At 36.5% G+C, this 13,716-nt stretch carries 16 protein-coding genes; all 16 read right to left on the bottom strand.

Going from position 1 to position 13,716, the window contains the following annotated elements; all coding sequences use genetic code 11:
• Window positions 1-96: 96 nt before the first annotated feature.
• A complete protein-coding gene (gene topA, locus BMY57_RS00595; protein WP_091772070.1) occupies window positions 97-2,172 on the bottom strand; it encodes a type I DNA topoisomerase in 2,076 nt (691 codons plus the stop codon).
• A 117-nt stretch (window positions 2,173-2,289) separates the two neighbouring features.
• The gene (dprA, locus tag BMY57_RS00590) at window positions 2,290-3,180 is read right to left on the bottom strand and encodes a DNA-processing protein DprA (RefSeq protein ID WP_177176300.1); all 891 of its coding nucleotides are present in this window, start codon (window positions 3,178-3,180) and stop codon (window positions 2,290-2,292) included.
• A 71-nt stretch (window positions 3,181-3,251) separates the two neighbouring features.
• Complete coding sequence (sucD, locus tag BMY57_RS00585) at window positions 3,252-4,154, bottom strand: succinate--CoA ligase subunit alpha (protein ID WP_091772068.1); 903 nt, start codon at window positions 4,152-4,154, stop codon at window positions 3,252-3,254.
• A 16-nt stretch (window positions 4,155-4,170) separates the two neighbouring features.
• On the bottom strand, window positions 4,171-5,331 hold the full coding sequence (sucC, locus tag BMY57_RS00580; protein ID WP_091772067.1) for an ADP-forming succinate--CoA ligase subunit beta: 1,161 nt from the start codon (window positions 5,329-5,331) through the stop codon (window positions 4,171-4,173).
• 127 nt (window positions 5,332-5,458) lie between these two features.
• Window positions 5,459-5,722 carry an EscU/YscU/HrcU family type III secretion system export apparatus switch protein gene (locus tag BMY57_RS00575; RefSeq protein ID WP_091772066.1) on the bottom strand — a complete coding sequence of 88 codons (264 nt, stop codon included), beginning with the start codon at window positions 5,720-5,722 and terminating at the stop codon, window positions 5,459-5,461.
• A complete protein-coding gene (locus BMY57_RS00570; protein WP_091772065.1) occupies window positions 5,719-7,272 on the bottom strand; it encodes a TP0910 N-terminal domain-containing protein in 1,554 nt (517 codons plus the stop codon). The genes BMY57_RS00575 and BMY57_RS00570 overlap by 4 nt, the downstream gene beginning before the upstream one ends.
• A gap of 15 nt (window positions 7,273-7,287) precedes the next feature.
• A complete protein-coding gene (rnhB, locus tag BMY57_RS00565; RefSeq protein WP_091772064.1) occupies window positions 7,288-8,058 on the bottom strand; it encodes a ribonuclease HII in 771 nt (256 codons plus the stop codon).
• Window positions 8,059-8,100: 42 nt separating this feature from the next.
• Entirely contained in the window at window positions 8,101-8,952 is an 852-nt protein-coding gene (gene ylqF, locus BMY57_RS00560; RefSeq protein WP_091772063.1) for a ribosome biogenesis GTPase YlqF, read from the bottom strand.
• Window positions 8,953-9,050: 98 nt separating this feature from the next.
• Window positions 9,051-9,395 carry a 50S ribosomal protein L19 gene (gene rplS / locus BMY57_RS00555; protein WP_091772062.1) on the bottom strand — a complete coding sequence of 115 codons (345 nt, stop codon included), beginning with the start codon at window positions 9,393-9,395 and terminating at the stop codon, window positions 9,051-9,053.
• A 98-nt stretch (window positions 9,396-9,493) separates the two neighbouring features.
• Window positions 9,494-10,243 carry a tRNA (guanosine(37)-N1)-methyltransferase TrmD gene (gene trmD, locus BMY57_RS00550; RefSeq protein WP_091772061.1) on the bottom strand — a complete coding sequence of 250 codons (750 nt, stop codon included), beginning with the start codon at window positions 10,241-10,243 and terminating at the stop codon, window positions 9,494-9,496.
• A complete protein-coding gene (rimM, locus tag BMY57_RS00545) occupies window positions 10,243-10,761 on the bottom strand; it encodes a ribosome maturation factor RimM (RefSeq protein ID WP_091772060.1) in 519 nt (172 codons plus the stop codon). The genes trmD and rimM overlap by 1 nt, the downstream gene beginning before the upstream one ends.
• 11 nt (window positions 10,762-10,772) lie before the next feature.
• Window positions 10,773-11,159: a YlqD family protein gene (locus BMY57_RS00540; protein WP_091772059.1), complete on the bottom strand. Its 387-nt coding sequence runs from the start codon at window positions 11,157-11,159 to the stop codon at window positions 10,773-10,775.
• 275 nt (window positions 11,160-11,434) lie between these two features.
• Complete coding sequence (locus BMY57_RS00535; RefSeq protein WP_091772058.1) at window positions 11,435-11,662, bottom strand: KH domain-containing protein; 228 nt, start codon at window positions 11,660-11,662, stop codon at window positions 11,435-11,437.
• A gap of 17 nt (window positions 11,663-11,679) precedes the next feature.
• A complete protein-coding gene (gene rpsP / locus BMY57_RS00530) occupies window positions 11,680-11,949 on the bottom strand; it encodes a 30S ribosomal protein S16 (RefSeq protein WP_091772057.1) in 270 nt (89 codons plus the stop codon).
• A gap of 78 nt (window positions 11,950-12,027) precedes the next feature.
• Window positions 12,028-13,371, bottom strand: a complete 1,344-nt coding sequence (gene ffh, locus BMY57_RS00525; RefSeq protein ID WP_091772056.1) for a signal recognition particle protein — start codon at window positions 13,369-13,371, stop codon at window positions 12,028-12,030.
• Window positions 13,372-13,383: 12 nt separating this feature from the next.
• Entirely contained in the window at window positions 13,384-13,710 is a 327-nt protein-coding gene (locus tag BMY57_RS00520) for a putative DNA-binding protein (RefSeq protein WP_091772055.1), read from the bottom strand.
• Window positions 13,711-13,716: the final 6 nt, after the last annotated feature.

Raw genomic sequence — 13,716 nt, 5'->3', positions numbered from 1 at the left:
TCTTTCACAATTCGGATACAAAATATTCAATTTATTGCAATTTTACCGTAAAAAATTAAAAGGATAGCGAATTAAATCGCTATCCTTAAAGCAGAGTTATTGTTGAACGCTTTCTTCGTAATCACATTCTGTACAAGTAATTTGTGTCCCTTTTTTCTTCTTCTTCTCAACCAATAATGAACTACATTTTGGACATGGACGCTCAATTGGCTTATCCCAGGATACAAAATCACAATCTGGAAAACGATCACATCCGTAAAAGGTACGTCGTTTTTTACTCTTACGTTCAACGACATTACCTTCTTTACATTTAGGACATTTCACACCGATTTCTTTTAAAATTGGTTTCGTGTTCCGACAATCCGGGAAGTTTGAACAAGCTAAAAACTTACCATACCTTCCCATTTTATAAACCATTTCATGACCACAATTCTCACATGTTACACCAGCAGGCTCATCTCGAACTTCGACTTTTTCAATTTCTTCTTCTGCTTTTTCTAGCCTTTTTTCAAAGTCTTCGTAGAATATGCCTATAATTTCTCGCCACTCTTTAGAGCCTTCTTCAATATTGTCTAAGTCTTGTTCCATTTTAACGGTGAATTCTACATTAATGATTTCTGGGAAGTATTCCTTTAATAAATCATTAACGATTTCACCTAATTCAGTTGGAACAAATCGACGGTTGTCAAGAGCAACATAACCTCTACGCTGAATCGTATCTAAAGTCGGAGCGTATGTTGATGGACGTCCGATTCCTTTTTCCTCTAACGTCTTAACTAACCTCGCTTCTGTATAACGTGGTGGCGGCTGAGTGAAGTGTTGATCAGGGTTAATTTCATCCGCTTCTACTACATCGCCTTCTTTTAATGGAGGAAGAATCTTGTTTTCCTCTTTCTTTTGATCATCTGTTCCCTCAACATACAATTTCATAAACCCTTTAAATTTAATCTGAGAACCTGATGCGCGAAATTCTACATCATTATTCCATAAATGAGCCGTTACAGTGTCTAATACAGCCGGCGCCATTTGACTTGCCATAAAACGTTCCCAAATCAATTTGTACAATCTGTATTGATCTCTCGATAACTTGTCTTTAATGTTGGAAGGTGCTCGTTTAGGTGAAGTTGGTCGGATAGCTTCGTGAGCATCCTGTGCACCTTCAGAGTTTTTAGCTTTACGATTTGGACCTAAAAAGTCTTTACCGTATTGTTCATTAATCCAATCTCTCGCTTCACTTTTGGCAGTTTCAGATATTCGAGTCGAATCTGTTCTCATATAGGTAATTAAACCCGTAGTACCTTCACGTCCACCGAGGTTGATCCCTTCATATAGTTGTTGAGCGATCATCATCGTTTTCTTGGCTCGGAAGTTTAATTTTCTAAAGGCTTCTTGCTGTAACGATGACGTTGTAAAAGGAAGTGAAGGATTACGTTTACGTTCACGTTTGTTTACTTTTTTCACTTCAAACTTTTGTCCGTTCATACGGTTTAATATGGCATCTACATCATCTTTTGATTTTAATTCTTGCTTCTCTCCATTAGTACCATAAAATTTAGCTTCAAAATCTTTCTTTCCTTTTTGGAATTGGCCTGTAATAGACCAATATTCTTCAGGAACAAAGTTTTTAATTTCGTTTTCTCGGTCGATAATCATTTTGACTGCAACCGATTGTACACGCCCCGCGCTTAGTCCTTTTTTTACTTTCTTCCATAATAATGGACTGATGTTATAACCAACTAAACGGTCTAACACACGACGTGCCTGCTGAGCATTCACTAAATTCATGTTTATACTTCTTGGGTTTTTAAAAGATGATTTGACCGCATCTTTAGTAATTTCATTAAATACTACACGACATGACTCATCTTCTTCGATATTTAATGTGTGAGCCAAATGCCATGCGATAGCTTCCCCTTCTCGGTCGGGGTCAGCTGCAAGATATACTTTTTTAGCTTTCTTTGCTGCCTTCTTTAATTCGTTTAATATAGGTCCTTTACCACGAACTGTGATGTACCGCGGTTCGAAATTGTTTTCAACATCGATGCCGGTTTGACTTTTAGGTAAATCTATCACATGTCCCATTGAAGCTTTTACACTATATTTTTTTCCAAGATATCTTTCTATTGTTTTGGCTTTTGCTGGAGATTCTACAATTACTAAATAATCTGACATGTACCGAATCCTCCTACGAGGTATTTTACATTAATTAAATCTGTTTCATTATTAAATAAATCGATATGATTTGTCAAACATCAATTTTCGACAATGTAAAGTTTTGATGAAATTTCATCAAGAAAATATCGAAGCGTTTTCATCGATCCACTGGTCTAATTCATTAGGATGAATCAATGGTGTGGCACCTTCTTGTATTAATTTCAAACAACCTTGAGCCTGATTAAGAAAGATGGAATCAGGAACGACAAAAACCTCTTTCCCTTGTTCTAAAGCTTGGTCAGCCGTAATCATTGTACCACTTCTTTCCGCAGCTTCAATAATTAATGTTGCCGCAGAGAGCCCACTTATAATCCTATTTCTTTCTGGAAAGTGCCATTTCTTTGCTTTCGTATTAGGATGATATTCAGAAAGAACCAAGCCATGATTTGAAATTTGTTGAAATAAATTCATATGTTCTTTTGGATATATATGATTAAAACCAAACCCTATCACAGCAATAGTAAAACCACCATTACTTAAAGTATAGCTATGTGCCATACTATCTATTCCATATGCCAAACCACTTACTACCGTTACACGGTTTTTTAATAATGAATTGACGAACAGATTAACTTTTTTTTGAGCAAAAGAAGAAGGATCTCTGCTGCCTATTACTGAGATTTTTTTAGATTTTATTATATCTATATTTCCTTTCCAATATAAAATTAATGGTGGGTCAGGGATTGTTTTTAAAGAATCGGGGTAGTCTTGATGATAAATGGTAAGAGGGTTTAACCTTTTAAATTCTTCATAGGATTGCTTAATTCGTGTAGAGTCTCTTAAATATTGATAAAAATGCTCGGGTGGTGAGTGGGGAAGTTGAAAAATTCGTTGAAGGTCGTTCGATGAGTAATAAAGTAACCGTTCAAGAAAATAATCTTGATTGAGATAATGTTGCAACTTTCGTCTTGTTATACCTTGAAACTGAGCTAAGTAATAGAGCTTAAAGGATGGATAATCGTTCAACCATGTCTCACCTCTTTTTCTTGATTCAAAAATCCCCCGAATTTTGTTAAAAATCCGGGGAAATTTATATATTAATGAGTTTTTGTTTTTTCTACAAGGTCATGTTCTTTTAATACTTCAATCATGGTTTCACCCATAACTGCAGGTGTCTCTGCAACTTTAATACCGCACTCTCTCATAATGCGTTGTTTTTCTTCTGCAGTACCTTTACCACCTGAGATAATCGCACCAGCGTGACCCATACGTTTCCCTGGAGGAGCTGTTGCACCACCAATGAAGCCGACAACTGGTTTAGTCATATTTTCTTTGATCCATTCTGCTGCTTCTTCTTCAGCAGTACCGCCGATTTCACCAATCATCATAACAGCGTGAGTTTCTGGATCTTCGTTAAATGCTTTTAGCACATCAATGAAGTTTGTACCGTTTACAGGGTCCCCACCAATACCAACAGCTGTTGATTGACCGAAACCTTCTTCTGAAAGCTGATGTACTGCTTCATAAGTTAAAGTACCAGAACGCGATACAACACCGATGTGGCCTTTCTTATGGATGTAGCCAGGCATAATACCAATCTTACATTCATCTGGAGTGATAACACCTGGGCAGTTAGGTCCTACTAAGCGTGTTTTCTTACCTTCCATATAACGCTTAACTTTAACCATATCTAAAACTGGAATATGTTCAGTAATACAGATCACAAGATCCATCTCTGCATCTACCGCTTCCATAATAGCATCTGCTGCAAATGGAGCTGGTACATAAATAACGGATGCATTAGCACCTGTTGCATCTACTGCATCTTGTACTGTGTTATAAACGGGTACACCTTCAACTTCTGTCCCGCCTTTTTTAGGAGTCACACCAGCAACGATGTTTGTTCCATATTCAAGCATTTGCTTTGTATGGAATTTAGCTGTTCCGCCAGTGATACCTTGAACTAATACTTTAGTATCTTTATTAATAAAAACGCTCATTTTCGCCCGTCCTTTCTTATTTTACTAATGATACAATCTTTTCAGCTGCATCTTGCATTGATTCTGCAGATGTAATGTTAAGTCCAGATTCATCTAGAATTTTCTTACCTAATTCAACGTTTGTACCTTCTAAACGAACAACTAATGGTATTTCTAAACCAATTTGTTTAGTTGCTTCTACTACACCTTCTGCGATGACATCACATTTCATGATTCCACCGAAGATATTAACTAAAATTCCTTCAACGTTATCATCAGATAAGATGATTTTAAATGCTTCTGTAACTTTTTCAGCTGTAGCACCGCCACCAACGTCTAAGAAGTTTGCTGGTTCACCGCCAGAGTGCTTAATGATGTCCATAGTAGCCATTGCAAGACCTGCACCATTAACCATACAACCGATGTTACCATCTAATGCTACATAGCTTAGATCATACTTAGATGCTTCAATTTCTTTTTCATCTTCTTCATCTAAGTCGCGATATTCTAATACATCTTTTTGACGGAATAAAGCGTTATCGTCGAAGTTTAATTTCGCATCAAGTGCAAGTACTTCACCATCACCTGTTGTTACTAGTGGGTTAATTTCTGCAATTGAGCAATCTTTTTCAACGAACACTTGGTAAAGGCTTAACATGAACTTAACCGCTTTACCTAATAATTCATCAGGAATGTTAATGTTGAAAGCTAATCTTCTAGCCTGGAATGGAGTTAAACCAGTAACCGGATCGATGACCTCTTTAAAGATTTTTTCTGGTGTTTCTGCTGCTACTTCTTCGATTTCAGTTCCACCTTCTTCAGAACCCATCATGACAACACGAGAAGTTGCACGGTCTAAAACAACACCGATGTAGTATTCTTTTTGAATGTCGCATCCTTCTTCAATAAGTAGACGTTTAACCTCTTTACCTTCAGGACCTGTTTGGTGTGTCACTAATGTTTTACCTAAAATGTCATCCGCATGTTGGCGAACTTCATCTAAACTTTTAGCGATTTTTACACCGCCAGCTTTACCACGGCCACCTGCGTGGATTTGCGCTTTAACAACTGATACATCTGAGCCTAACTCTTCTGCTGCTTGTACAGCTTCATCAACAGAAAAAGCCACTTTACTGTTAGGAACAGCTACGTTGTACTTGCGGAAAATTTCTTTCGCTTGGTACTCATGAATGTTCATGTTACATCCTCCCATCAATCTGTAACTACAAAAAAATAATATAATTTGGTTATAATTAAAACCACACCGTTTTTATTATACATAAAATTCGTCATATACAAAAGAAACTAGATGCATTAAGTCGAAATTAATCATATTTTTTATCAGTTTGATAGATAAAAGCAAACACTTCAGCCACTATCTCATACAATTCTTCTGGGATTGATTCATTTATATTAATTTCTTCTAAAAGGTTAACTAGGGATTCATCTTCATACACAGGAACATCAGCATTTTTCGCTCTTTCCATGATTTCATCAGCCACTAACCCTTTTCCCTTTGCTACGACTTTTGGAGCTGAATCTTCTTGTTCATCGTATTTTAATGCAAACGCTTTGTGCCTCTTATTCATACGCGATAATCAACTCCTGATTCAATCGGTAAATCTAATGATTTATTAGACAGAACTTCTTTTTCAAATATCGGCTTAAAATTAACATGAATAGAATGATACCCCTGTCCTTCTAAACGCTCAGATAACAGTGGAATCAACGGTTTTGTAATCGTTTTAAGTACATCTGGTTGATCGTGGTAAACCGAGAGCTCGACATGTTTATTTTGCACATGCATATCGATAATGGTTTGATTTAAATTTGGCATATCAAGATAAAAAATCACCCGACACTGATTTGAGGCAAGTTTGCCATCGTTTTGCTTCTTACCTTCAAATTCCATAAACAAGTCTTGGTTTAACCCTAAAGCTTCTTTTGGTAATTGTGCAGTAAATGTCATTAAGTCCCTAGTTAATTCATGATTAGATAGATGCATAGCATTTAACACTTGGTTTAGTTGTTGTATAGGCTCAGTTACAGATGTATGCCCAAGCTGATTGTTAACCACCTTTAACAAAGATTGGATAGATGGATAATCTTGATGTATGGAACGCTCAACCTGTGTTAATTGAAAGAAATTCTTTAACGATTGAGTATTCAATGGGTTGTTACCTTCTGCACCTATTAACGAAGACATCGCAAGCCAAAAAGAAACTGCTCTATTTTCATTAGGTAAATGAACGTTAGCATATTGTCTCATTGCTGCTACTACGTTTTCTGCTGGAAGATTAAATGGTAGTGCGGCGTTTAAAGTTGGATTAGAAAAAGAAAACGTTACTCGGTTTTGTGATGCCCAACTTTTCCACTGAATTGCCCAGTCTTCAAAACTCAGTTGATTAGAGATGAGCCCCGCTTTTTGAAATAATGAAAAAGTAGTAGTAGAACCTTGACCAATTTCTTTTAGTGTTTGAAACGCCACAGATTCTTGAAATTGTTGGACACTTATAGGTTGTGATCTGAGTATAGATAATCTTTGGTTTAATTGATAGAGCTCTTCTGTTACATTCAACTGAGATAATTGATTTTGTAACACTTGAATAGACTGAGAGAAAGAAACAGGCTGATTAATTCGTTGATGAACAGCCTGAAATGTCTCTCGATTTAACGGTAGACTTTGCTTAATCATTTCAGAAAAAATTTCATTTTGATTAGGCACCTGATGTTGTCTCATCAATTGAATAATTGAAGATATTTGATTCGGCTTGATTGGGAGTTGCTGTTTAAGTAAATTAGCCAATTGCATCTGTTCGTTTTTGTTTGCTTTTTCATTAGCAGAATAAATTAATCTCTGGGCAGCATCTCTGTAAGATGTGACTTCCGATGGATGAACGACTTTCAATTGAACGGATGGTTGGGTCCCTTTAACTTGCATGAGGTAGTGCTTATTGACTTGCAATGAGGTATCTAATTGCGCAATTAATTGATGCCCCAATAATGAAACAGCAGCTTTATTCCCGGGATAAAATTTTGTGATTTTTCCGGTAATGAGCTGCCCTTCTCTTAATGTTAGAACGTTTGATAGACGTTGATTTTGTTGAACTGAAGAAACCATTCTTTCAATTGATTTCATCCCACATTCACCTACTTATGTATATTGACGAACAGGTTGGAATGAACGCCGATGATAAGGAGTTGGTCCATATTCCCTTAAAGCTTCTAAATGTGCTTTAGTACCATAGCCTACATTACGTTCAAACTGATACATCGGGTACTCTTCTCCTATTTCTTTCATCATTCGATCACGCTCAACTTTTGCTATAATACTAGCTGCTGCAATTGAAATGCTTTTCGCATCTCCTTTGACTATAGATTGTTGTTCAATGTTAACTTGTTCAAGTCGCATCGCATCCAATAGTAAATAATCAGGCTGTGTCGTTAAGGCTTCTATAGAACGCTGCATAGCTATTTTAGTAGCTTGATAAATATTAAAATAATCAATCTCTTTAGCATCCGCTAGTCCAATACCAATTGAAGTAGCATGTTCTTGGATCACGTGATAGTACTCATTTCTTTGTTGTTCTGATAGTGACTTAGAATCATTAATACCAGGAAGATAAAAGTCTTGAGGTAACACAACAGCTGCGGTCACAACTGGCCCCGCTAAAGGTCCTCTCCCGACTTCATCCACACCTGCGATATAACAAAAACCTTGTTGATACAACTCTGTTTCAAACTCCGACATTTTTAAAAACTGTTCATGTAATTTAGACTGCTTTTCTTTTTGTTTTAAAAATCGGTTGAGTAACTGTTGAACGCCTTTACGTTCATCTTGTTTTATAGATTCTAGCCATTCGTGTGAAAATTCCTCGTTACTTAGTTTTTCCTTTATAACTGAAATAGTCTCTCTATCTTTCACAATATCCCCCACTATTCATTTTATCGGATCGTTTTTATATTTTTATAGGTCTTCAACATCATCGAACGTGACACCACCGAGTTTTCCATTTCTTAAATCTTGAATGATCACATCAGATGTTTTTTCATAATCAATGACACCACCAGGTGCAAGACAACCCCTCTTCTTACCAATGGTGTCAAACCAGACAATGATATCATCTTCATCTAAGTCGAGTTGATAACGGTCTTCTAACACTTCAGGATAATGGTCTTTCATATATTTAAGAACATAAACAGCTACATCATCCAAATGTAAGATTTGGTCTTTAATTGAGCCTATAGCAGCTAATTTATAGCCTATTTCTTGATCTTCAAATTTAGGCCATAGAATCCCTGGTGTATCTAATAATTCAAATTCTCCTTGAATTTTAATCCACTGTTGTTGTTTAGTAACACCTGGCTTATCCCCTGTTTGTGCACGTTTCTTATTAGCGAGACGATTAATTAATGTTGATTTACCGACATTTGGGATACCTAAAATCATAGCTCTTAAGGAACGAGGTTTAATTCCTTTTTCTTTTCGTTTTTCATTAATGGAATGTCCCATTTGTTTGGAAGTTTTTATAAGTGCTTGAATATCACTCTTCTGACTGACATCGATTGCCAAAGCTTCATGACCTTGAGTTTTAAAGTGTTCAATCCACTCCGATGTGCGTTGTGGATCTGCTAAGTCTTTTTTCATTAACACCATGAGTTTTTGTTTATTGCCTAACACTTCATGAAGCATTGGGTTTTGGGATGAATGTGGAGCTCTCGCATCAACCAACTCTATCACATAATCGACTAATTTTAATTTTTCTTGTACTTCTCTTTTGGCTTTCGCCATATGGCCTGGAAACCATTGTATCGTCATCCATATCACCTACTTTATCATTTAGTCTTATTGTACAAAATTTATGTAAGAAAGAAAAAGGAGCCTGACCAATGGCCAAGCTCCCCTTATGATTTTCATTAACGAATTTCTTTAATTCTTGCAGCTTTACCACGTAGGTTACGTAGATAGTAAAGTTTCGCACGACGTACTTTACCGCGACGAGTAACTTCAATCTTGTCTACACGTGGAGAATGTACTGGGAACGTACGCTCAACACCTACACCGTATGATACCTTACGTACAGTGAATGTTTCACTAATGCCGCCACCACGACGCTTGATGACAACACCTTGGAATACCTGAATACGCTCACGGTTACCCTCAACAACTTTAACGTGAACTTTTACTGTATCACCAGCACGGAATTCAGGAAGATCTGTACGTAATTGATCTTGAGCTACTTTGTTTAGAAGTTCTTGCATTCTCTTTCACTCCTTCTCACTAATGCTCTTGCTTTATTCGCAGCGGAACATCGTTTTAAGCTTAAACTACACTTAAGCACTAGATTAATATACCATAATCACTTATCTGTTGCAACATCTTCCGCCTTGATTTCTTCTAACATTTTTAGTTCTTTTTCACTTAAATGATCCACTTTAATTAAATCCGGTCTTCGTTGATAAGTTCGTTTTAATGATTGATAAGTACGCCATTCTTCTATTTTTTGATGATGACCAGATGTGAGAATATCAGGTACTTTCATTCCTCTAAAATCATTTGGTCTCGTGTAATGAGGGTGCTCTAACAAACGCGTTGAAAATGAATCATGTGTGGCTGATTGATCGTTACCTAAGACTTCTGGCTGCAAACGTATAACGCTATCGGTTATAACCATTGCACCTAACTCACCACCCGTTAACACATAATCACCAATAGAGACCTCGTCTGTTACTAAATGTTCTCGAATACGTTCGTCATATCCCTCATAATGCCCACAAATCATTATTAGGTGTTCCTCTTTAGCCAACTCCTCAGCCTTTTGTTGAGTAAAAGGTTCACCTTGAGGACATAGGAGAATCACACGAGGTTTATGTTCTTCTTTACTAACAACCTCTTCCACTGCATCAAATATAGGTTGAGGCTTTAATACCATTCCAGCGCCTCCACCATAAGGGTAATCATCGACTTTATTATGTTTATCTGTTGTATAATCACGGAAATCAATTAAACGATATTGAAAAGCCCCTACTTCTTGGGCTCTTTTTAAAATCGATGATTCAAACACACCTTTAAACATTTCAGGGAAAAGGGTTAGAATATCAACTTTCATTAATCTAACAATCCTTCCATCTCTTCAATTGTAATCCTTTTATTTTGAACATCTACACTTTTTACAACTGGTTCAATATAAGGAATTAGAGCATCTTTTTTCCCCTTTCTTTGTACGACCCAAACATCATTCGCACCAGGCTGAAGAATTTCCTTAACTTTTCCAACTAGTTCGCCTTCCGTGTTATAAACATCACAACCGATAATTTCATGATAATAAAATTCATCTTCATCTAGGTCATGAAGATCTGACTCCGATATTTTTAAAATTCCACCTTTAAACCTTTCAACATCATTAATATTATCCATAGACTCAAAAGTTAACAACTCAAATTGTTTGTGCTTTCTGTGTGACTTTACCGTTAAAGTTTCTGGATTTTCATCATGATCATCTTTAAAAAATAATAGTTGATTTCCAGGTGTAAAGCGTTCTTCAAAATCAGTAATTGGTATAACTCTTACTTCACCCTTGACTCCATGTGTGTTTACAATTTTACCTACATTATAATAACGTTCCATTCAACTTCACCCTAATTTATTTCAATAATTTGGCCATCTTTAATGGTCACGGTTCGATTTCCTGAGACTAAATCCCACTCATCTCCAATGTTAACTTCAACTAGCTCATCGACTTCACCCTCAATTAACTCACTACCCTCAGGTATATGGTCGAGCTGTTTGACTTGTTGTTCTAACCACTCAATCTTTTGTTTACGCTTTTTTTCTTCAACAGCAAACCGTTCTTCAACTTTTGGTGGATTATATCGCTTTTGATAAAGTAACTTTTTTTTCTCAAATTGCAACTGTTCAATCTCTTTTTTAGCTTGTCCTATTTTGTGATTAAATTTCTCTTTCAATTTTTCTCGGCTTTGCTCAGTTACAATTTGTTTAACCGTGGTTTTTCTAAATATTTTCATTGAATCCACCTACTGATTTATTTTAATCTCTCTGTCTATATTTTAACAGAGCCAGTTTAAACGTGAAGGTTAACCGAGCTGTTTCAAAAGAAAAATCGTCTTTGACCGATGAACTATTTCACATGATTATGCAGTTGAAATACACTTCGCCTTCCAACATACGAATCGCAGGAGTCAACATGTATTTCAACTGCAAAATAACACTTAATATTTTAAATAAAATAATAATCTTATCTTTTACTTGTTAAAAATGGGAAAGGTTAGACCTCTCCCATTTACATAATATCCACGAATATTTTTTTATCAATATCTGATCCAGCGGCATGAACGACCGTTCGAATCGCTTTAGCAATTCGGCCATTCTTACCAATGACTTTACCAACATCGTTCTCGTTAACCGTTAAATGATATCGAATTTTTTCATCCGTCTCTTCAACGGTTACCTGAACTTCTTCAGGATGATCAACGAGTGGTTGTACAATCGTTTCAATTAAGGCTTTCATGATATCACTAACCTTTACTATTTAGCTTTTGACTCGTGAAATTTCGTCATGATGCCTTCTTTTGAGAATAGGTTACGAACCGTATCGCTTGGCTTAGCGCCTTTAGATAACCAATCTAAAGCTTTATCTTCATCAATTGAAACTTCTGGAGTTTCGCTTAAAGGATTATATGTGCCAATCTGTTCAATAATGCGACCATCACGTGGAGAACGTGAGTCTGCAACTACTACACGATAGTAAGGTTTTCTTTTAGAACCCATTCTTTTCATACGAATTTTTACTGCCATCATTACACCTCCATCAAATTTCCTTCTCACAAGAATAAATTGTATCAGATGTCCAAAAGTGTGTAAAGTATTTTTCCATTACATGAACGGAAAATTTAATCCACCTTTTTTCTTTCCTTTTTTGCCACCCATCATTTGCTTCATCATTTTCTTCATTTCATTGAATTGTTTTAGTAGACGGTTGACTTGTGAAACCGATGTTCCAGAACCCTTAGCAATACGTTTTTTACGACTTGCGTTAATAACGCTTGGATCGACACGCTCTTGTTTGGTCATAGATTGAATAATGGCTTCAACATGATCAATTTGCTTCTCATCTAATTGCATATTTTTCATGCCTTTCATTTTGTTAGCTCCAGGCATCATGCTCATTAAATCATCTAAAGGTCCCATATTGCGCACTTGTTCCATTTGCTCTAGGAAATCCTCAAACGTAAAGGACATATCGCGCATTTTCTGTTCCATTTCCTTAGCTTTCTTCTCATCGACTTCTGTCTCAGCCTTTTCAATCAGGCTTAAAACATCGCCCATTCCTAAAATTCTTGAAGCCATACGGTCTGGGTGGAACGCTTCAAGCTGATCTAATTTTTCACCCATACCAGCGAACTTAATCGGTTTACCAGTAACAGCTCTAATAGATAATGCAGCACCACCACGTGTATCACCGTCTAACTTCGTTAAAACAACACCCGAAATATCAAGTTGTTCATCGAAGCTTTGTGCAACATTAACGGCATCCTGACCAGTCATTGAATCTACAACGAGGAATATTTCATCAGGATTGACCGCTTCTTTAATGTTGTGCAACTCATCCATTAACCCTTCATCAATATGAAGGCGACCAGCTGTATCGATGATCACATAATCTTTGTGTTCTTCCTTTGCTTGCTCAATCGCTTCCTTTGCGATATCAACAGGATTTGCCTCTGTTCCTTTAGAAAAGACTGGCATGTCTAACTGCTTACCTAACGTTTCTAATTGATTAATAGCAGCCGGACGATAAACGTCAGCAGCCACTAACATTGGATTACGATTGAATTTTTTTCTTAAATGATTGGCCAACTTACCAGTTGTTGTTGTTTTACCTGCACCTTGTAAACCAACCATCATAATAACAGTTGGCGGTTTGCTGGCTACGGCAATCTTGCTTTGTTCGCCACCCATTAAATCGGTTAATTCTTCTTTAACCACTTTAATGACTTGTTGTCCAGGGTTTAAACCTTGTAATACTTCCTGTCCGATTGCACGCTCTTTTATACGTTTAATTAAATCTTTAACGACTTTAAAGTTAACATCGGCCTCAAGTAAAGCTAATCGAACTTCACGTGTCATTTCTTTTACGTCTTGTTCAGATACTTTACCTTTACCGGTAATTTTCTTAATCGTGCCTTGTAATCGGTCGGCTAATCCTTCAAATGCCATTTGACCGTCCTCCTAATCTAGGTTTTCCAGCTCTTCAATTAAAGAACTAACACGCTTGAGGTCTTTTTTAGAAAGAGAGTCTCTCATCTCTTCTAAAATACGACTTTGCTCCTCAAACCGTCTATATAAGCCTAGCTTTTCTTCATATTCTTCTAGCATAGCTTCTGTACGTCTAATATTATCATAAACTGCTTGCCTACTAACATCATAAGTCTCAGAAATTTCCCCAAGGGAATAATCTTCCAAATAGTATAATTCCATATAATTTTTCTGTTTTGGTGTTAGTAATTCTTGATAGAAGTCAAATAAATAATTAATCCGTGTCGTTTTTTCTAACACACAAGC

The sequence above is a fragment of the Piscibacillus halophilus genome, assembly GCF_900110685.1.
Taxonomy (GTDB): Bacteria; Bacillota; Bacilli; order Bacillales; family Alkalibacillaceae; genus Piscibacillus; species Piscibacillus halophilus.
The sequence above is the reverse complement of the archived record's forward strand: the minus strand, read 5'-3'. Positions and strand labels throughout refer to the sequence as shown.